This window comes from Streptomyces globosus, assembly GCF_003325375.1.
Classification (GTDB): Bacteria; Actinomycetota; Actinomycetes; order Streptomycetales; family Streptomycetaceae; genus Streptomyces; species Streptomyces globosus_A.
On sequence record NZ_CP030862.1, the window covers coordinates 3,683,289 to 3,701,157 of the forward strand.

Sequence of the window (17,869 nt, forward strand, 5' to 3'; positions counted from 1 at the left end):
TGCACGAGTGATCATCATCCCGGCGCATCGTACCCATCGGAACTGGCGCGTCCAATAGTGCCCGCACATGGCACGTGCAGGTGGGGCGGCCAAACCACCAGGCATGGGGCGAGCGGCACCACACCGGCTCCTGCCTCCGGGGCGGCGCCGGGAGCCCGTGCCGGGCAACTGCGGCAGGAATCAGCGCAGTTTCAGCAGGGACTTCCACCAGGGCCGGCGGGCCGTCGCGGTGTGGTGCTGCCCGTGCTGCCGCGCGCCGGCGGTGAAGGCCGAAACCGGCGGGTGCGCCGCGGCGTCCGGCTGCGCCGTGGGGGCCGGGGTGACGCGGCGGGGCGGGAACCGCACCGGCAGCGAGTTGACGCGTGTGGACACCCAGGACGTGGTCAGGCTGAGCTCGTCGGCCGCGGCGCGGAGTTCCAGGCCGGGCAGCTCCGAGAGGAGCGTGTCGATGCCGGCCTCCGCGATGGCCCTGCCGATGTCCCGGCCGGGGCACTCGTGCGGGCCGCTGCTGAACGCCAGATGGGACCGGTTCCCGTGCACGGGGAGGGACAGGTCGGAGCGGATGTCCGGGTCGACGTTGCCGGCCGCCAGCCCGAGGAGCAGCATGTCTCCCTGCCGGATCGGCTGGTCTCCGAGGACGGTGTCGCCCGTCGCCCAGCGTCCGGGGACGACCGACAGGGGCGGCGCGTCCCAGAGGACCTGCTCCAGGGCGTCCGGGAGGGTCATGTGGCCGCCCGCGAGGCTGGCCCGGAACCGCGGGTCCGTCAGCACCATGCGGAGGGTGTTCGCGATCAGGTTGACCGTGGTCTCGTTGGCCGCGACGAGGACGAGCCGCAGGTGCTCCAGGACCTCGTCGTCGGTGAGGTTGGAGGCGTGGCCGATCAGCCAGCTGGCGAAGTCGCGGCCGGGTGCGCCCTTCTTCTGCTGCACGAGTTCGCGGAGGGTGTCGACCAGGAAGTCGTTGCTCGCGAGCGCGGTCTGACTGCCCTTCATCAGGTCCAGGCAGGCGCTCACCAGATGGGGCCCGTACCGGTCGGGCATGCCCAGGAGCTGGCACATGACGAGCATCGGCAGCTTCTCCGCGTACTGCGCGACCAGGTCGGCCTGGCCTGACAGGGCGAACGCGTCCACCAGCTGCTTGGTGTGCCGTACGACGTACCGGCGGATTCCGCGCCGGTCGACCTGGGCCAGGCTGTCGGTGACGGCGCCGCGCAGCCGCTCGTGCTCCGCGCCGTCCGCGAACACGCAGATGGGCTGCCAGCCGACCGTCGGCCCCAGGGGCGAGTCGGGTGAGACCCTGCCCTCCTGGAAGGCGGTCCAGCGGCGCGAGTCGCGGGAGAACAGGGTCGGCTTGCGCATCACTTCGAGGTTCTCGCGATGCCCCAGCACCAGCCAGGCCGGGAGGTCGCCGTGCAGGAGTACGGGCGCGACGGCGCCGTGCCGGGCGCGCAGGGCCTCGTAGAAGGCGGACGGGTCCGCCAGCGCCTCGGGGCCGTACAGCCGGGCTATCCCGGAGCCGCCCTGAACGTGCGCAGGGCAGCCCGGCGGCGGCACCGCGCCATGGCCGTGTCCCGGGTGTTCTGGACGCAAGGTACTCACAGGGCCTCCGTAGCCGCGGCTGAATGGGATGAGGACACGCGCTGCGCGGAACCGCCGCGCGTTCTCGTGTCACCGGCACCGGTCCGACAACCGCACCACGGCAGTTGTACAAGATCCAAGCACCTCGCAGCATAACGGCGGCGAATTCCGGCCAGCCATCGCGCAGGATCCCGCCAGACGCTCCCAGGGGGCCGTGTGCTCCGCGCCCCGCCTGATCAGGTACGGGCTGCGGCCGTCAGGGCCGCCGTGTCGACCACCCGGGCGAAGCCGCCGCCGTGGAGGGAGGCGGCCGTCGCGCGGGCCAGGTCGTCGGCCGTCACGGGCCGTCCGTCCGGGCCGGTCAGGTCGAAGGTGTGGGTGGCGTCGAGGGCGAACAGGACGTCGTAGCCGAGGTTGCCGGCCATGCGGGCGGTGGTCTCCACGCACATGTTGGTCTGGATGCCGGCCAGCACGATCCGGGTGATGCCGGCCTCCCGCAGCCATGCGTCGAGGTCGGGGGTGCCGTAGAACGCCGAGTTCACCGACTTCGTGACGAGCAGTTCGAGGCCGGCGCCGCTGCCGCGCCGGGCCTCCACGTAGTCCTTGAAGGCGTTCCCCGCGGACCCGGCCCGCAAGGGCGAGCCGGGGCTGACCGAGTCGTGCCGGACGAAGACGACGGGCCGGCCCGTGTCCTTCCAGGCCGTGATCAGGGAGGCGATGTTGCCGTCGGCCGCAGGGTTGTTGCGGGGGCCCCAGTAGGCCGCGTCGTCGAAGCCCTTCTGGACGTCCACGACGACCAGCGCGGTGTTCTCTGTGATCTCCATGCCGCCATCCTGCCCCTCGCCCCGCCCTGCTTCCAGGAGGCAGGAAGACAGCGATCGATGGTTTACTGCCGCCATGAACCGACCGGCGCCGGCCCACCGCATCGCCCTGCTCGCCTTCCCCGGCATCCGGGCCTTCGACGTCTCGGTCGTCACGGAGGTGTGGGGCGTGGACCGCACCGACCGGGGGGTGCCCGCCTTCGAGCTGCGCCGGGTGGCCGCCGGGCCCGATCCGGTGCCGATGCGGGGCGGGCTCGCCCTCACGCCGGACCGCACCCTCGCCTGGCTGCCCCGGGCCCGGCTCGTCCTCGTTCCCGGCCTGGACGAGCACGCCGAGCCGGCGCCCGAGCCCGTCCTCGCGGCGCTGCGCCGCGCCCACGCGCGCGGCACCGCCATCGCCGCCCTGTGCGGCGGCGCGTTCACCCTGGCCCAGGCGGGGCTGCTCGACGGCCGCCGGGCGCTGACCCACTGGGCCCTGGCCGACCTGCTGCGCGCCCGGCACCCGCGCGTGCGGGTCGGGCCCGACGCCCTGTTCGTCGAGGACGGCAACGTGTGGACCTCCGCCGGCACCGCGGCCGGCATCGACCTGTGCCTGCACCTGGTGCGCACCGCCCACGGGGCGGAGGCCGCCGCGGCCATCGCCCGGTCGATGGTCACCGCCCCGTTCCGGACGGGCGGCCAGGCCCAGTTCATCGAGCGCCCGACGCCCCGCACGGACCGCGGCGCGGACGCGCTGGCCGGCGTACGGGCGTACGCACTGGCGCACCTCGACGAGCCCCTCGGCGTCGCCGCGCTGGCCGCCCGCGCGGGCATGTCGCCGCGCTCGTTCGCCCGGAACTTCGCCGCCGCCACCGGGACCACGCCGCTGCGGTGGCTCCTGGAGCACCGCATCGCCGCCGCGCAGAAGCTGCTGGAGCGCACCGACCTGCCCGTGCCCGAGGTCGCCCGGCGGGCCGGGTTCGGCAGCGAGGTGACCATGAGGCAGCACTTCGCGTCCCGCCTGGGGACGAGTCCGCGCGCCTACCGCGCCTCGTTCGCAGGGGAAGGGTCGAACCAAGAGCCGAATTCCGGATTCGCGGGCTCCTCGTGATCACACCCGCTCCGCCGCCGTTGGTGGTGCGGGCAGTGTTCGAGAAAGAGGGTTCCCGTGTCCGAGAGCATCATCGGCGTCGTCGACATCGCGAAGAGCGAGCTCCGCTTCCTCCGGCACATGCTCGGCGATGCCGGCGAGAACGCCTGGGAGCGGCTGCTCGAATGGTTCATCGACGACTGGTTCCGGCTGGACGTGCTCGGGCTGGAGAACGTGCCCGCCGAGGGGCCCGCCGTGCTCGTCGCCAACCACTCCGGCGCCTGGGGGCTGGACGCGTTCGTCATGCAGAAGGCCCTGGTGCGTTCGCTGCGGCGGCCTCTGCAGGTGCTGGCCGCGCCCTTCGTCTTCCACCTTCCGGTGCTGGGGCCGTACGCGGCGCGCAAGGGCGCCGTGCCGATCGACCTGCGGGCCGGCATGCAGCACCTGGCCGGGGGCGGGCTGATCACGGTGTTCCCCGAGGGGGTTTCAGGGCTGGAGAAGCCGTTCCGCGAGCGCTACCGACTCCAGCCGTTCAACCCGGGCTTCGCCGTGGCCGCCCTGCACACGGGGGCGCCGATCGTACCGGTCGCCGTCATCGGGGCCGAGGAGTCCTCCCCCCGGATGGGTGAGCTGCCCGCGCTGGCGAAGTTCCTCGGCCTTCCGTCCTTTCCGCTGACGTCCTTCTTCCCGCTGCCGGCGAAGTGGCTGATCACCATCGGCGAGCCGGTCGCCCCGCCCGAGCGGCCGCGGGGCGCCGGGGCCCGCTCGGCGGCCGCCCGGCGGCTGGCCGGGGAGGTCCAGGCGGTCGTGCAGGACATGGTCGTACGGGAGCGGGGGCGGCGGGACACGCTCGTACGGTAGCGGCGGCGACCGGGCGGGCGGGCCCGGACGCCGCCCGGCCCGCCCGGCCTGCCTGCCCGTCCGCGGTCAGTCCGCGAGGCGGCGGGCGGCCTCGCGGATGTCGGAGGCGGCGCGGGTGCACCGGTCGGCGTGCTCGAGCAGCCGCATCCGGAAGCGCTCGCCGGTCTCGCTCCCGTCCCAGCCGGCGTCGGCGGCGCAGGCGGCCAGACTGCGGGCGTGCCGGTCGAGGCGGCCGGCGGCGGCTCGGGCCGGCGCCGCGTACGAGGCCGGGGTGCCGGCGCGCGCGGGCGGCGCGGCGGCGGGTGCGCCGGCGGCGGGGAACGCGAGCAGCAGCGTGCGCGGGTCCAGGGTGAGCGGCATCCGGTCGGGGGACAGCGCGGGCGCGAGGAGGGCGGGCCGGGCTCCCTCGGCGTCCTCGGTGAAGAACCGGACGACCGCTTCGGCGACCCGGACGGCGACCGCGGCGGCCGCACAGCCGGTGGGCGATCCGCACAGCGGGGACGGCCCGCCTCCCGGCAGCGGGCCCGGCTCCGCCCCGGCGCCGCCGGCGTGGTCGGTGGCGCTGCGGAGCCAGCCGGGGGCGGCCAGGATCTCCGTGCCCGCGTCGACGGCGAGCCCCTCCCAGGAGAACCGGGACCGGACCGGGTGCACGGCGGCGCCGACGGGCGGGAAGCGGTCGAGGGCGAGGGCCACGGCGGCGGCCGGTCCGCCTGCCGCCGCGGGCACGCCCGCGGCGGTGAGGGCCAGCGCCTGGAGGGCCGTGGTGGCGGCTGCTTCGGAGACCACGGCGAGGGCGTGGGCCAGGGCCTCCTCGGGCCGGCCCGCACCGGCCGGGGGGCCGTGCTCCGCGCGGGCGGCGGGCACGGCGGGGCCTGCTGCGGGGCGGGCAAGGACGGCGGCCAGGGAGTCGGGGTCCGGGTCGGCCAGGTAGGGGGCGAGGCGCCGGTGCACGGCGGCGGCCCGGGACTCGTAGGCGTGGCTGCCCGCGGCCTCGGCTGCCCGGCGGAGCATCTCGCCGAGCAGCGTGTCCTCGGCCGCGGCCGCGCCCGCCACCACCCTGCGGGCGGCGCGCAGCAGGCCCGGCCGCCATGCCTCCCAGGTCAGGGCCTGGTCGTCGCGGCGGGCGGAGGCCAGCCGGCGGAGTTCCCCGGCGAGCGGGCCGGCGAGCGCGGCTTCAGGCAGGACGTCCTCGGGCGGGGCGGGGAGCGGCAGGGGGTGGTGGGGGTGCAGGCCGTGCCGGCGCCCGGCTTCGTCGAGCCGGACGGCGGGGGCGAGCGCGTCGGCGGCGGCGCCGGCCGCGAGGAGCCCCGCGGTGTCGGCCGGCTTGAGCGGGACGAGGAAGGAGCCGAGCGGGGTCCGCAGCCTGACGGGGCGCCCGGAGCGGCTGCGGCGCAGGTGGGCGAGGACGCCGCGGGCGGCGCCCTCGCAGGTGAGGGAGTCCAGGCCGAGGGCGCGGGCGGGCGCGTCCGACCAGGGCAGGCGGCGGGCGAGCAGGGCCGCGCTGAACACGGCGTTCTCCAGCGGCAGGGCGGCGGCGGGGGTGGTCATCGGGGGTGGTTCTCCCTCGGGTCGTACGGGGGGACGGGCGCGGGGGCGGGGCAGCAGCGGGCGGAGGCGCGTTCGCGGGCGGACCCGGGGGCGCGAGCGGGCGCACACTCCGGCGCGGGCCAGGGCGCTGGACGGGGGGCGGGACGGGGGGCGGGACGGGGGCGGAACCAGGCTCGGGGCCGGTCACCTGTCGCGCAGCATGTACGGCTGGTTGCCGATGATCTCGCCGTCGTAGCTGCCGATCAGCGCGTTCACCCGGTCCCGGTGGTGGGCCAGTTCACCGCGCAGGCTGTCCGAGTACGCCTGGGGGGCGTGGGAGAGCGGGTAGTCGTAGGACTCGTCGAGCCAGGAGAGCTCCACCCAGCTGTCGGGGACGTCGTGGGGCGAGGCGGGCCCGCGGCCGTCCAGCATGGGGATGACGTCGTGCTTGTTGACCAGGCTGACGACCCGGGTGGTGTGGTCGGCGGGCCGCTTGTTGTCGATCGGCGAGCCGAGGGTGACGACGTGGGTGATCCGGTACTCGGAGGCGGTGTCGAGGTCGGCGGCGAGGTTCATCGCGGTCAGGCCGCCGAGGCTGTGGCCCACCATCATCAGCTCCGACCCGGCGGGCACCCCGGCCCGCTTCAGGAGCTTCCTCGCCGCCCGGGTGTAGGTGGTGTCGGTGCGCAGGCAGCCGTCGAACGCGCCGACCAGGTCCTGCGGGGTGCTGTTGCTGAGCAGGGCGAAGCTGGTGCCGGGGAGCAGCAGGACGTGGCGTACGGCTCCGTCGGTGCAGGCGATGCGGCGCAGGAGGACCAGGCCGTGGTTGCCGAGGGCGCCGATGTCGTTGATGTAGCTGACAATGTCGTTGCGGGAGGTGCCGAGGACCTTGGCGAGGATCGGGTCGGGGTCGGCGCGCTCGGCGCGGCCCGGGCCGGGGTTGAGGTGCTTGATCAGGGAGCAGGGCAGGCCGAAGAGCGGGTCGGTGGTGGGGACGCCGCCCGCGAGGGTCACCCAGGAGAAGCTGTCGTTGACGGGGTTCTCGTCCAACAGGCCCAGCAGGGCCAGGAGTTCCATGATGACGGGGCTGATGGTGGTGAGGGCGCGGGTGACGCCGAGCCGCTCGACGAGGGCGTGGAGGGCGCGCGCCGCCTCCAGCCGGTCTCCTGCGACGAGCGCGTCGGTGAGGCGCCGGGCGTGGGGGGAGTCCAGATTGGGGTGGGCGGCGGTGGCGGCCTCGATGCGCAGGGCGAAGGCGTCGACGGCCATGGCGACGGAGGCGGGCCGGCGGCGGGTCAGGTTGCCCGCGATGCGGGCGAGTTCGCCGACGGTGCCGCCGTTGGCGGCGAAGCCGAGGCCGGCCCGGCTGGTCAGGGCGCGGAGGCAGGACAGGGTCGCACCGGCGGCCCAGGCGGGGCGGCGCAGGGCCTGGAGGGCGAAGCTGCCGCCGGTGAGGGCTGCGGTGAGGTGCGCGCCGGCCTGGCGGGCGGCGAGGGCGGCGTCGGCGAGGAGGACGGAGGCCGCGATGAGGAGGTCGCCGTCCGCCGGGGTGGCCGCGGCGGTGGCCTCCGGGCTGCCGGCGGGGCCCGCGTCGGGGAGGGCCGGGGTGTCGCAGGGCCCGGGGAGCGGGCCGGCGTCGGGGATGTCCTTGCGCCGCCCGTCTGTGAGGTGCCGGGGGGATGCGCCGGTCGCCTGGGGTGTCACGCTGCAACCTCTCGTCGTCTGAAGCCGCTGTCCGCGACGCATGGTGGCACCGAACGGGGGCGCCTCCGGCGCGGCCGGGCGCACGCTCCCGCGCGCGCGGCGCCTGCCATACCCCGCGCGCCCCGCAGCCGCGGGGGTGCGGGCCCCCGCACAGCCGTTCACGGGCCCGGCTCGTCGGGGGGTGACGGGAGCGGGGCGCGGTTGACGCCCGGGCGCGGAAAGCGCTGGCGGCGGGCGCGGGCGGATTGCGAGCATGCGGGGGTGAGCACAGCGGGGAACGAACTGATCGACGTGGTGCCGCTCGGCACCGTCCGGGCGCGGGGCACCGTCGAGGCGGTCGCCGGAGGGCGGCTCCTCGTCCGTGCAGGCGGGCTGCTGGAGGTGCACGACCGGGAGGAGTTCCTCGCCGGCACGGCCGCCGGCCCGGTCGCCTCCCTCCGGGTGGAGGAGCAGGAGCGGGCGGCCGCCGCCTCCGACGGCGGGTTCCTGGTGGCGGGCGCGGCCTCCGTACGGGCCGTGGGCCCGGACGGCGGGACGCGGTGGGAGTTCGCCCACGACCCGTGGCACGGCACCCCCCGCGCCCGGTCCGCGCCGGCGCCCAGCCCGGACGGCCGCCTGGTCGGCGTCGTCGTGCCGACGCAGGAGCCCGACCCGGCGCGGGCGGCCCTGGTGTACGACGCCGAGCCGGGGCGGAGCTACGTCTGGGACCGGCTGCTGTTCCTGGACGCGGCGAGCGGCGAGGTCGTCGGCCGGCAGCAGCTCCGCTCGCTGGCGTCGGGCGTGGTGCTGGGCTGGCGTCCGGACGGCGGCGCCCTGGCGGTGTCCTGCTGGACCGCCTGGCACAGCTGGTCGACGTGGTGGGCCGAGCCCACCGGGTCCGCGGATGCCGACGACGGGATCCGCATCGCCGGCGGTACGTGGATGCACGCGCTGGCGGGCTTCCTGCCCGGCTCCCGCACCCTGACCCAGCGGTATGCCGAGCACGTCTGGCCCGACGACGACCGCGACGAGCTGGCCGTGTACGACACCGGTTCCGGCGGGCAGGTGGCCGTGCTCGACCTGGCGGCGCTGGCCCCCGACCCGGCGGAGGACGAGTTCCGCTCCGCCGGGGTCCTCGACGGGCGCCACGTCCTGGTGCCGGGCCGCGTGTTCCGGGCGGGCGGGCCGCCGCAGGCGCGGCACTGGCTGATCGATGCGGCGTCGCTGCGCCCGCTCGGCCGGCTGGCGTACCCGGCCGCCGTCGGCAGGGACGTGACCGTCCTGGGCGACGGCACCTGGCTCACGGAGGACGACGGCGGCCGCCTGCACCGCTGGGCCCTGGGGCGTACGGAGCGCGCCGCCTCCGGCTGATCCCGGGCGGCCGCGGCCCGCTCCCGGTCAGCGCAGGCCGTCGAAGAAGGCGCGCAGGTCGAGCGCAGCTGCCTGCTGCACCTGGGCGGCGGCTCCGCCCGCGACCTGGCCTGGATGATCACTTCGGTCGACACCGGCTTCAGCCTTGCCGAGGCCCCGCCCGAGCCGGCCGAAGCCCTGGCCGCCCAGGCGGCCCGCTGCCTCGGCGCCGTACGCGCGGCGCCGGCGGCGCGGGAGGAGGCCGCCCTCAGGGCCGGGAGGTGAGGTCGGGGCGGCGGAGGCGGAAGGTGCGCCGGTAGGTGTCCGGGGGGACGCGGACGGTGCGCCGGAAGTGGCGGCGCAGGGTGGTGGCGGTGCCCGTGCCGGTGGCAGCGGCGATCACGTCGTCCGTCGTCTCCGGCAGGGCCCGGTCGCGCCGGATGCGCTGGGCTCGGCGGCCGCACCCGGACGGCGGGTGCCGCCGCCGCAGGCCGGCTCTTCGACGCGGCGGACTTCCCGGGCGCCCTGCAGGGCAGCCTCCGGGTCGACCTGCCCGCATGCGGGGGCGGCCGCGGTTCGCGGAGCCGGCCGGGCGTCCCGTACGCCTGCGAGGGCTGCGGCGGGGGTCCCGGCCGGAGCGGCGCGCAGCCGGGCTCAGCCGCCGGCCTGCGTGGGCGTTCCGTACGCGGCCCGGACGGCCGGCGGGAGCGTGAAGGGGACCGCGCCGCCCGCCCGTACGGCGTCCACAGCACCCTGGTGGACGGTGCGGCCGACCTCGGGCGTGGGACAGGGCACGGGGCTTCCGGCCAGGGGGTACCACTCGGTGTCCCCGACGTACTGCACGCAGACGTGCGCCTGCTGCGGCTCCCACACGGTGCGCACCGCGAGCTCTCCGGCGAGCGTCCCGGCCTCCGCCGTGCGTACGCCTCCGGGGCCCGTGAACACCCCCGTGGTGGTCCATGTCGTGGATGCCATGTCAGTCACCTCGGGCAGCAGTGGTGGTGTGACTGCCATGCTGCCCTGCCCGCGCGGCTCCCGCCAGGGCCGTTCGGACCCGGGGAGGGCCCGCAGGTCCCATGCGGGGCGGCGGCGCAGGGCCGAGACTGGAGGGACCCGAACCAGGGAGGCCGTCCATGAGCACCCCCTCTCCCACCCGGATCGCCGCGGCGCTGCCCGCCGACCACCGCGCCCGCCTGATGGAGGCGGCCCGCGAGGTGAACTTCGCCGAAGGGAGCCGCATCTTCCGCGAGGGCGGCCGGGCCGACCGGTTCTGGATCGTCCGCTCCGGCACCGTGACCCTGGACGTCCACGTTCCCGGGCGGCGCGCCGCCGTGGTGGAGAGCCTCGGCGCCGGGGAGCTGGTCGGCTGCTCGTGGCTGTTCAAGCCGTGCACCTGGCGGCTGGGCGCCGAGGCCATGACCCCCGTGCGGGCCTACGAGTTCGACGCGGACCAGGTGCGGGCGCTGATGGACGCCGACCCGGCCTTCGGGTACGCCGTCGGCCACTGGGTCGGCCAGGTCCTCGCCCACCGGCTGCACGCCACGCGGATCCGGCTGCTCGACCTGTACGCCCCCTACGGCAGCGGCAGCGCCGTCTGACCCCGCGGCGCCGGACGGGTTCAGGTGAGGAGCGTCGGCGGGGACAGGGGGACCTCCCACACCAGGCGGGTGCCGCGGGAGGCTCCGACGGGGCCGGGGTCCCGGGCCGCGACGTCCATGCGGCCGCCCAGCCGTTCGGCGCGTACGCCGAGGTTGCGCAGGCCGCTGCGGCGGCCCCCGGCGGGGAGTCCGACGCCGTCGTCCGTCACGGTGACGGTCAGCAGGCCGTCGGCGGCGACGACGGAGACGTCCGCGTGCGCGGCCCGGGCGTGCCGGGCGACGTTCGCGAGGGCCTCGCGGAGGACGGCGAGGACCTCGTCGGCCACGGCGGGCGGGACGTCGGTGTCGAGCAGTCCCTCCATGCTGAGGGCCGGTGCGAAGCCGAGGGCGGCGGAGGCCTCTTCGACGGCCTCGACGGCGCGGGCGCGCAGCCGGGACCCGGTGCCGGCCTCGTGCTCGCGGAGGCCGAAGATGGTCGACCGGATGATCTTGATGGTGGCGTCCAGGTCGTCGACGGCGCGGGCGAGCCGCTCGGACGCCTCGGGGTGGTCGACGAAGCGCTGCGCGCTCTGGAGGGTCATGCCGGTGGCGAAGAGCCGCTGGATGGCCAGGTCGTGCAGGTCCCGGGCGATGCGGTCGCGGTCCTCCAGCAGGCTCACCTGTTCGGCGTCCCGGCGCCGGTCGGCGAGTTCCAGGGCGAGGGCGGCCTGCCCCGCGAAGCCGGGGAGCGCGGCGGTCTCGGAAGCGGCGAAGGCAGGGCGGCCGCGGCGGCGGGCCAGCATCAGGACGCCGCTGAGCCCCTCCTTGGTGCCGACGGTGACGGCGACCGCCGGCCCGAAGCCCTTCCACTGGTCCGGCTGCACGGCGGCGTCCGGGTCGGCCTCCAGGTCCCGCACGGTGACCGGGCCGTCGCGGGTGAGGGCGGCCTCGACGAGGGTGCCGCGGGTGTCGGCCGGGGTGATGCGGCGGTGGGCCTCGGCCCCTTCCCCCACGGCGAGGGAGCCGCGCAGCCCGCCGGAGGGGCCCAGGCGGTGGAAGACGCCGAGGTCTGCGCCGGTGATGTCCTTGGCCCGGGCCAGCATGCCCTCCAGGACCTCGTCCTCGGGCGCTCCGGACAGCAGGGCGCTGGTGATGTCGGAGCTGGCCGTCAGCCAGCGTTCCCGCAGGCGGACCTCCTCGAAGAGGCGGGCGTTCTCGATGGCGATGCCGGCGGCGACCGCAAGGGTCGACAGGACCGCCTCGTCCTCCTCGTCGAAGCAGGCGCCGCCGCGCTTCTCGGTGAGGTAGAGGTTGCCGAAGACGGCCTCGCGGACCCGGATGGGCACGCCGAGGAAGGAGTGCATCGGCGGATGGTGCGGGGGGAACCCGTACGAGGCGGGGTGCTCCGACAGTTCGGACAGGCGGAGGGGCTCGGGGTGGCGGATCAGCTCGCCGAGGATGCCGTGGCCGGAGGGCAGGTCCCCGATCTGCGCGCGCACCTCGTCGCTGATGCCGACGGGCAGGAACTCGTCGAGCTTCTGCCCGTCGCCGATCACGCCGAGGGCTCCGTACTCGGCGTCGACGAGGACGACGGCCGCTTCGACGATGCGGCGCAGCACCTGCGGCAGGTCCAGCTCCCGGCCGACGGACATGACCGCTTCGAGGAGGCCGTTGAGCCGGTCGCGGGCGCCTCTGGCCTCGTCGATGCGGACCTGGAGCTCGTCGAGGAGCTCGTCCAGCCGCAGCCGTGGCACACCGACCGCGGCGGGCTGCCCGCCGGCGCTCATGTCCCGCCTCCGGACGACGGTGAGAGGACCACGCATCCACGGTAGCGCCGGTCCGGGCCGCAGGCCCGTGGGTCGGGCGGCGGCTGCCGCCGTCCGGTCCGGGCCCCGCCGGCCCGTACGGCACCGGGAGGGGCCCGTTCGGCCCTCGCCCCACGCCGGTTCTCCGGCGGATCATGGGTGGCACGTCCCGCAGGGGGCGTCGGCCCGGACGCCGCGGAGGTGCCGGACGGCGACGTCGAGGTGCACGCCGTGGACGGCGTCGCCACCCTGGACGGGACGGCGGCCCGCCGGCTCCGCCTGCTGCCCGACCTCGTCGGACGGCTCGGCGGGGTCGTCGCCGCGGACCCGCATGTACGCGCCCTCTCCGGCGACACCGCCGGCGCCCCCGCCGGGCGGACGCGGCAGGCCCTGCCGTGGCGGCGCCCGACTCCCCGAGGAAGGAACCCCTCCCCATGGACGACCACGTGACGGCCGGCGTCGACGGCTCCCCCGAGAGCCGGGCGGCGGCGCGCTGGGCGGCCGGTGAAGCCGTACTGCGGCAGGTTCCGCTGCGGCTCGTCCACGCCGTCGACTGGCCGCTCGACCCGGTGTTCCCCGGGGTGGGCGGGCAGGACGCGGACCGGTGGGCCGACCAGGTGCTGTCCGAGACGGCGGAGGAGCTGCGGCGGCGCCATCCGCAGCTGGCGATCACGACCCGCTGCCCCACGGCCCGCCCGGCGGCCGCCCTGGCGGCGGAGGCGGCGGACGCCGCGCTGCTGGTGCTGGGCTCGCGCGGCATCGGCGGCCTGGTCGGCTTCCTGGTCGGCTCGGTCGCGCTGTCGACCGTGGCGGCGACCGACACGCCTGTCGTCCTCGTGCGCAGCGACGACGAGGCCCCTGACGGCTCGGACACGGATGCCGGTGCCGGTGCCGCAATCGTCGTCGGCGTCGACATCCACGAGGCCGGCGACCGGGTGCTCGACTTCGCGTTCGAGGAGGCGGCCCGGCGGGGCTGCCCGCTGCGGGCGGTGCACGGCTGGAAGCTGCCCCCGGCCTACACGTACGTGCCGTTCTTCGACCCGGACAACGAGCGCGACATCGGCCGGAGCGTCACCCGCATGGCCGAGGACATGCTGCTGCCCTGGCGGCAGAAGTACCCCGAGGTGGCGGTCACGAGCAGCGTCTTCCGGGGGTCCCCCGGCGAGCGGCTCGTCCAGGAGAGCCGCGGTGCGGGCCTGGTCGTGGTCGGGCGGCGCCGGCGCCGCTCCCCTCTGGGCCCGCACCTGGGCGCGGTCGCCCACGCGGTGCTGCACCACGCCGCGGCCCCCGTCGCGGTGGTCGCGCATGACTGACGGCGCCGGCCGGGAGCAGGGCGGGCGGCCCGGCCCGCCCTCGGGGAGGGCCGGCATCCGGCACCGCAGCGTCGCGGACCTGATGACGCCCCACCCTGTGGGCGTCCGGGCGGCGACGGCGTTCAAGGAGGTGGCCCGGCTGCTCCACGAGTACGACATCACGGCCGTGCCCGTGGTGGACGCCGACGGGCGCCCCGTCGGCGTGGTGTCGGAGGCCGACCTGCTGAGGCGGCGGGCCGGGGGCACGTCCACGGCGGGCGATCTGATGTCGAGCCCCGCGGTGACGGCCCGCCCGGAGTGGAGCGTGGTCCGCGCGGCCCGGGTGATGCAGCGGCACGAGGTCAAGCGGCTGCCGGTCGTCGGCGCGGACGGCCGGCTGATCGGCGTGCTCAGCCGCAGCGACCTGGTGCGGCTGTTCCTCCGCCGCGACCAGGCCATCCGCGAGGAGATCGTCGAGGACGTGATCGTCCGCACGCTCGGCATCGCCCCGTCGTCGGTCACCGTGGACGTGGAGGACGGCGTGGTGGTCCTCAGCGGGACGGTGCCCGGGGCGGAACTGCTGCCCGTGGTCGAGCGGCTCTGCCAGAGCGTCGACGGCGTCGTGGACGTCGACAACAGGCTGGCCGGTCCGACCGCCGGCCCCGCGTGACAGGCCGCCGTCAGCCGTCGCCGGGCCCGGGCCGCAGGCGGCCGCTCCACCGGGGCTCGACGTCCTCCCACTCGGCATCCCAGGCGCGGGCGCTGCGCGCGTCGACGGCGCGGAGGCCGACGCGGACGAGGGCCCCCGACACGAGGAGGACCCCGGTGACCGCCGCCGCGCCGAGGAGGAACGCCTCCAGGCCCACTTCGGCGGCACCGGGCGGTGCGGACGCGGCGCGGCCCCGGTCGTCGACCCACACGCGGACGGCGTCGCCCTTCCGCGTGCCGGGCGGGACGGGCACGGTGTCCGTGTGCACGCGGCCGGGCGGGTACTGCCAGGTGGCAGAGGCTGCGGTGGAGGTCCGGTCGCTCGGCCAGTCCCCGGACCGGTAGCCGGTCGTGCCGACCGTGGTGGCCGTCACGGCGTGCCGCTCCCGGGCGACCGCCTCGGCGGCACGGGTTCCGTCGGTCCAGGAGGCGTACCCGGCGGCGGCCCCGCAGGCGGCGGCGATCAGGCAGGCCGCGGCGAAGGCGCGGCGCAGCCACGTGCGGGCGCGGTCGGCGCTGCGCAGGAGCGGCTTGCCCCCCGCTCCTGTCGTCCGGTCGTCCATGGCGCACCTCCGCCCTGCGTACGTACCGGGAGCAGGCCCGCCGCTCGGGCGGTGGGCCGGGCGCTCACTCCGCGGGCGCCTCCGGGCGGACGATGGTCACGGGGCAGGGGGCGTGCAGCGCGACCTGCTGGCTGACCGAGCCGAGCAGGGCCCGCCGGAAGCCGCCGCGGCCGCGGCTGCCCACGACCAGCATGTCGGCGCCCCTGGCCGCGTCGACCAGGACCTCGACCGGATGGCCGTGGACCAGGCGCTCGTGGACCAGGGAGGCGCCGTCCTCGCCGAGCACCGTGCGGACCTCCTCGACCAGGCGCCGCTCGGCGTCCTCCTCGTCGAACGTGACGTCCACGGCGGGGGCGGACCACGACGCCTCGCCGGGGACCTCCCACGCGGTGACGGCCTCCACACGGCCGCCGACCAGGCCGGCGTACCGCACCGCCCAGCGGAGGGCGGCCTGGGAGGAGGACGATCCTTCCAAGCCCACCACGATCCGCGGAGCCTCATGCTGCGTGCTCATACCCACTCCTTCCGACTCCCTACGTCCAGCGTGGGCGAGGCGGGTGCCGCCCGCCAGGCGAGCGGGTGGGCGCCGGGGCACTCGGCGGGGTCAGCGGGCGGGCAGGCGGAACCAGCGCTCCCGTCCCGCGGCGACCAGGACGCGGCGGCCGCCGGGGAGGACCAGCGGCAGCGGCCCGAGGAGCGAGGGCGGGACGGACACGCCGATCCGGCCCGGCAGGAAGCGGATGCCGATGCCGCGGTGTCCGAGGCAGCAGACGGAGAAGGCCGAGCGGGGGATCTCGGTGAGCGGGGCGGGGTCGACGTGCAGGCCGTCCGCGGCGGGATGCAGCCCGACGACCGCCCGCTCGACGAGGTCCAGGGTGCCGGCCATGGCGCCGAGGTGGATCCCCTCGCCGGTGGTGCCGCCCTGGACGTCGGTGACGTCGCCGAGCAGGGCCTCCCGGCAGAACCGCCAGGCGTCGGCGCCCCGCTGCAGCGCGAGGATCCGGCCGTGGACGACGCTGCTGAGGGTGGAGCCGTGGCAGGTGCGGGGGAGGTAGTAGGCCACCGTCCGCTCCCACACCGCGTCGTCGACGGTGTACCCGAGACGGGCGAAGAGCCCGGCCAGTTCGGCGGGGCGGAAGAGGTGGCCCAGCATGAGGGTGTCGGCCTGCTTGGAGGCCCGGTAGCGGTTGGGGGTGTCGCCCTCGGCCTCCAGGATCCGGTCGAGGCGGCGGATGTCGCCGTAGCGGGCGCGGTAGCCGTCCCAGTCGAGTTCGGCGAGGTCGCCGTAGCCGTGGAACTGGCTGATCACACCGGCGTGGAAGGGCACGTGGAGACGGTGCGAGACGTCCCGCCAGACCCCGGTGTCGCCCGCGCGGAGGCCGAGCTGCGCGCGGAGGTCGGCGCGGCGGGCCGCGGGCAGCTCGTCGTGGAGGTCGAGGGCGCGGGCGAGGACCCAGGCTGCGGTGACGTTGGTGTAGGTGTTGTCGTCGATGCCGGGGGCGGCGGCGTCCGGGTAGCCGTCGTGGTACTCGTCGGGGCCGATGACACCGCGGATGCGGTAGCGGCCGAGGCCGGCGTCCCAGGTTGCGGCGGAGCCCCAGAACTGGGCCGTGCTCAGCAGGAGTTCGGCTCCGGGTCCGTGCATGAAGCCGGTGTCGCGGGTCGCGAGGCCGTACTGCCAGGCGTTCCAGGCGACGGCCGAGCCGACGTGCCGCTGGAGCCGGGAGTGGTCGGGCAGCCAGCGGCCGGAGCGCGGGTTCAGGTGCAGCCGCTGCGTCTCCTCCTCGCCCGAACCGGCGCTCTGCCACGGGAACATGGCGCCCCGGGCGCCGCTCCGGCGGGCCGCCTCGCGGGCGGCCGGCAGCCGCCGGTGGCGGTACATGAGCAGGCCGCGGGCGGTTTCGGGGAAGTGCAGCGTGAGGTACGGCAGGACGAACAGCTCGTCCCAGAAGACGTGCCCGCGGTACGCCTCCCCGTGCAGGCCGCGGGCGGGCACGCCGACGTCGAGATCCGCTGTGTGCGGGGAGAGGGTCTGCAGGACGTGGAAGGCGTGCAGGCGCAGGATCCTGCCGGTCTCCCCCGGGGTCTTCAGCTCTCCCGTGGCCCAGCTGCGCTGCCAGGCGGCGCGGTGCGACTCCAGGAGGGTCGGGAAGTCGGGGGCGCGGCCCGCGTGTGCGACGGCACTGTGCACGGGGTCGGCGGTGGGGCGGTCGAGGGAGCTGAACAGGGCGGCGGTCTTCACGACCACCGCGTCCCGCCCGCGCCGGACCGGCAGGAGGGACGTCTGCGCCGCGCGGTCCGCCGAGCAGGTGCGGCCGGCTGCGGCGAGGGGCCGGCACGAGGTCCGGACCGCCAGCCCGATCCGCACCCGCGAGGCCGTCGTGGTGCAGGCGAGCCAGTCGGTGCCGTCCGCTCCGGCCCCCGCCCGGTGCTCGGCGAGGTGGCGGCCGGCCAGGGCGCGGTAGCGGTCCACGCCGGTGTTGGCGGTGTTCCCGTCGAGGACGGACACGACCTCGATGCGGCCGCTCCAGCCGTACGCCCGGAAAGCGGTGCGCTGCGCGGCCAGGTGCGGATCGCCCATGTGGACGAGGCGCGTGTGGGTGACGCCGAGGCGGCGGCCGTCGGCGTCCTGGAACAGCATGCGGCGGGTGAGGGTTCCGGCGGCCAGGTCCAGGCGTACGTGGCACTTGCGCAGGGCGGGGTGGTCGGGGGTGAGCCAGTCGCCGGGCGGTGCGCCGTCGGGGAGGCAGCGGTAGCGCAGGGCGGTCCAGTCGGGCAGGCGGACCAGGTCCTCGTTGTGGAGGGTGCGGCCGGCCACCTCCGAGGCGAGGCGGTTGTAGCAGCCGGCCAGGTAGGTGGCGGGGTAGTGGACGGCGTCCGCGGTGGTCTCGGGGGCCGCGCCGCGGGTGGCGAAGCGGCCGTTGCCGAGGGTGCACAGGGACTCGACAAGGCGCTCGGTGGCGGGGTCGTAGGCCCGGTACTCCCAGCGCCAGGAGGTGTTCACGGCCGCCGGCGGACGGTCGCGGACGCCTGGC

General features: G+C 76.4%; 17 protein-coding genes and 1 pseudogene. 8 read left to right on the forward strand and 10 right to left on the reverse strand.

The window, feature by feature from the left end:
* Positions 1-180 precede the first annotated feature (180 nt).
* Both C0216_RS16040 and C0216_RS16045 read right to left on the reverse strand, forming a co-directional pair.
* Entirely contained in the window at positions 181-1,599 is a 1,419-nt protein-coding gene (locus C0216_RS16040) for a cytochrome P450 (protein WP_246042569.1), read from the reverse strand.
* Between the two features lie 215 nt (positions 1,600-1,814).
* Positions 1,815-2,402, reverse strand: coding sequence for a cysteine hydrolase family protein (locus C0216_RS16045; RefSeq protein ID WP_114055945.1), 588 nt, complete (start codon positions 2,400-2,402; stop codon positions 1,815-1,817).
* Between the two features lie 73 nt (positions 2,403-2,475).
* Between C0216_RS16045 and C0216_RS16050 the strand changes: the two genes are divergently transcribed.
* Complete coding sequence (locus C0216_RS16050; RefSeq protein ID WP_114055946.1) at positions 2,476-3,489, forward strand: GlxA family transcriptional regulator; 1,014 nt, start codon at positions 2,476-2,478, stop codon at positions 3,487-3,489.
* Positions 3,490-3,546: 57 nt separating this feature from the next.
* Positions 3,547-4,329 carry a 1-acyl-sn-glycerol-3-phosphate acyltransferase gene (locus tag C0216_RS16055; protein WP_114055947.1) on the forward strand — a complete coding sequence of 261 codons (783 nt, stop codon included), beginning with the start codon at positions 3,547-3,549 and terminating at the stop codon, positions 4,327-4,329.
* Positions 4,330-4,395: 66 nt separating this feature from the next.
* On the opposite strand, the gene C0216_RS16060 is transcribed toward C0216_RS16055, so the two are convergent.
* Together C0216_RS16060 and C0216_RS35025 are read right to left on the reverse strand one after the other, a co-directional pair.
* Positions 4,396-5,877, reverse strand: coding sequence for a hypothetical protein (locus C0216_RS16060; RefSeq protein WP_114055948.1), 1,482 nt, complete (start codon positions 5,875-5,877; stop codon positions 4,396-4,398).
* A gap of 183 nt (positions 5,878-6,060) precedes the next feature.
* Positions 6,061-7,560 (reverse strand): lipase family protein, encoded by a 1,500-nt coding sequence (locus C0216_RS35025; protein ID WP_114055949.1) that lies wholly within the window; start codon positions 7,558-7,560, stop codon positions 6,061-6,063.
* A gap of 261 nt (positions 7,561-7,821) precedes the next feature.
* Between C0216_RS35025 and C0216_RS33515 the strand changes: the two genes are divergently transcribed.
* Both C0216_RS33515 and C0216_RS33520 read left to right on the forward strand, forming a co-directional pair.
* A complete protein-coding gene (locus C0216_RS33515) occupies positions 7,822-8,910 on the forward strand; it encodes a hypothetical protein (protein ID WP_162793231.1) in 1,089 nt (362 codons plus the stop codon).
* 114 nt (positions 8,911-9,024) lie between these two features.
* Positions 9,025-9,174, forward strand: coding sequence for a hypothetical protein (locus tag C0216_RS33520; RefSeq protein WP_162793232.1), 150 nt, complete (start codon positions 9,025-9,027; stop codon positions 9,172-9,174).
* On the opposite strand, the pseudogene C0216_RS16075 reads toward C0216_RS33520, so the two are convergent.
* Both C0216_RS16075 and C0216_RS16080 read right to left on the reverse strand, forming a co-directional pair.
* A pseudogene (locus C0216_RS16075) lies at positions 9,158-9,337 on the reverse strand (hypothetical protein); the annotation flags it as partial. The gene C0216_RS33520 and the pseudogene C0216_RS16075 overlap by 17 nt on opposite strands.
* Before the next feature lie 206 nt (positions 9,338-9,543).
* A complete protein-coding gene (locus C0216_RS16080; RefSeq protein ID WP_114055950.1) occupies positions 9,544-9,864 on the reverse strand; it encodes a hypothetical protein in 321 nt (106 codons plus the stop codon).
* Between the two features lie 158 nt (positions 9,865-10,022).
* On the opposite strand from C0216_RS16080, the gene C0216_RS16085 reads away from it, so the two are divergent.
* Positions 10,023-10,487: a Crp/Fnr family transcriptional regulator gene (locus C0216_RS16085; protein ID WP_114055951.1), complete on the forward strand. Its 465-nt coding sequence runs from the start codon at positions 10,023-10,025 to the stop codon at positions 10,485-10,487.
* Between the two features lie 20 nt (positions 10,488-10,507).
* Here C0216_RS16085 and C0216_RS16090 read toward each other — a convergent pair whose 3' ends face one another.
* Positions 10,508-12,253, reverse strand: a complete 1,746-nt coding sequence (locus C0216_RS16090) for a sensor histidine kinase (RefSeq protein ID WP_114055952.1) — start codon at positions 12,251-12,253, stop codon at positions 10,508-10,510.
* Between the two features lie 177 nt (positions 12,254-12,430).
* On the opposite strand from C0216_RS16090, the gene C0216_RS16095 reads away from it, so the two are divergent.
* The 3 genes from C0216_RS16095 to C0216_RS16105 are packed head-to-tail and all read left to right on the forward strand — an operon-like array spanning position 12,431 to position 14,233.
* Positions 12,431-12,721: a hypothetical protein gene (locus C0216_RS16095; protein WP_114055953.1), complete on the forward strand. Its 291-nt coding sequence runs from the start codon at positions 12,431-12,433 to the stop codon at positions 12,719-12,721.
* Positions 12,706-13,584 (forward strand): universal stress protein, encoded by an 879-nt coding sequence (locus tag C0216_RS16100; RefSeq protein WP_162793233.1) that lies wholly within the window; start codon positions 12,706-12,708, stop codon positions 13,582-13,584. The genes C0216_RS16095 and C0216_RS16100 overlap by 16 nt, the downstream gene beginning before the upstream one ends.
* Positions 13,585-13,639: 55 nt before the next feature.
* Positions 13,640-14,233: a CBS domain-containing protein gene (locus tag C0216_RS16105; RefSeq protein ID WP_114058703.1), complete on the forward strand. Its 594-nt coding sequence runs from the start codon at positions 13,640-13,642 to the stop codon at positions 14,231-14,233.
* A gap of 10 nt (positions 14,234-14,243) precedes the next feature.
* Here C0216_RS16105 and C0216_RS16110 read toward each other — a convergent pair whose 3' ends face one another.
* The 3 genes from C0216_RS16110 to C0216_RS16120 all read right to left on the reverse strand — a co-directional run bounded on the left by C0216_RS16110 (position 14,244) and on the right by C0216_RS16120 (position 17,838).
* Positions 14,244-14,834: an Rv1733c family protein gene (locus tag C0216_RS16110; RefSeq protein ID WP_114055954.1), complete on the reverse strand. Its 591-nt coding sequence runs from the start codon at positions 14,832-14,834 to the stop codon at positions 14,244-14,246.
* Between the two features lie 64 nt (positions 14,835-14,898).
* On the reverse strand, positions 14,899-15,348 hold the full coding sequence (locus tag C0216_RS16115; protein WP_174250407.1) for a universal stress protein: 450 nt from the start codon (positions 15,346-15,348) through the stop codon (positions 14,899-14,901).
* A gap of 90 nt (positions 15,349-15,438) precedes the next feature.
* Positions 15,439-17,838: a glycoside hydrolase family 65 protein gene (locus C0216_RS16120; protein WP_114055955.1), complete on the reverse strand. Its 2,400-nt coding sequence runs from the start codon at positions 17,836-17,838 to the stop codon at positions 15,439-15,441.
* Between the last annotated feature and the right edge of the window lie 31 nt (positions 17,839-17,869).

Coding starts and splice junctions, on each gene's coding strand:
- C0216_RS16045 (WP_114055945.1), bottom strand. CDS start 2,402: ATGGAGATCACAGAGAACACCGCGCTGGTCGTCGTGGACGTCCAGAAG.
- C0216_RS16050 (WP_114055946.1), top strand. CDS start 2,476: ATGAACCGACCGGCGCCGGCCCACCGCATCGCCCTGCTCGCCTTCCCC.
- C0216_RS16060 (WP_114055948.1), bottom strand. CDS start 5,877: ATGACCACCCCCGCCGCCGCCCTGCCGCTGGAGAACGCCGTGTTCAGC.
- C0216_RS33520 (WP_162793232.1), top strand. CDS start 9,025: ATGATCACTTCGGTCGACACCGGCTTCAGCCTTGCCGAGGCCCCGCCC.
- C0216_RS16080 (WP_114055950.1), bottom strand. CDS start 9,864: ATGGCATCCACGACATGGACCACCACGGGGGTGTTCACGGGCCCCGGA.
- C0216_RS16085 (WP_114055951.1), top strand. CDS start 10,023: ATGAGCACCCCCTCTCCCACCCGGATCGCCGCGGCGCTGCCCGCCGAC.
- C0216_RS16090 (WP_114055952.1), bottom strand. CDS start 12,253: ATGAGCGCCGGCGGGCAGCCCGCCGCGGTCGGTGTGCCACGGCTGCGG.
- C0216_RS16100 (WP_162793233.1), top strand. CDS start 12,706: ATGGACGACCACGTGACGGCCGGCGTCGACGGCTCCCCCGAGAGCCGG.
- C0216_RS16110 (WP_114055954.1), bottom strand. CDS start 14,834: ATGGACGACCGGACGACAGGAGCGGGGGGCAAGCCGCTCCTGCGCAGC.
- C0216_RS16115 (WP_174250407.1), bottom strand. CDS start 15,348: ATGAGCACGCAGCATGAGGCTCCGCGGATCGTGGTGGGCTTGGAAGGA.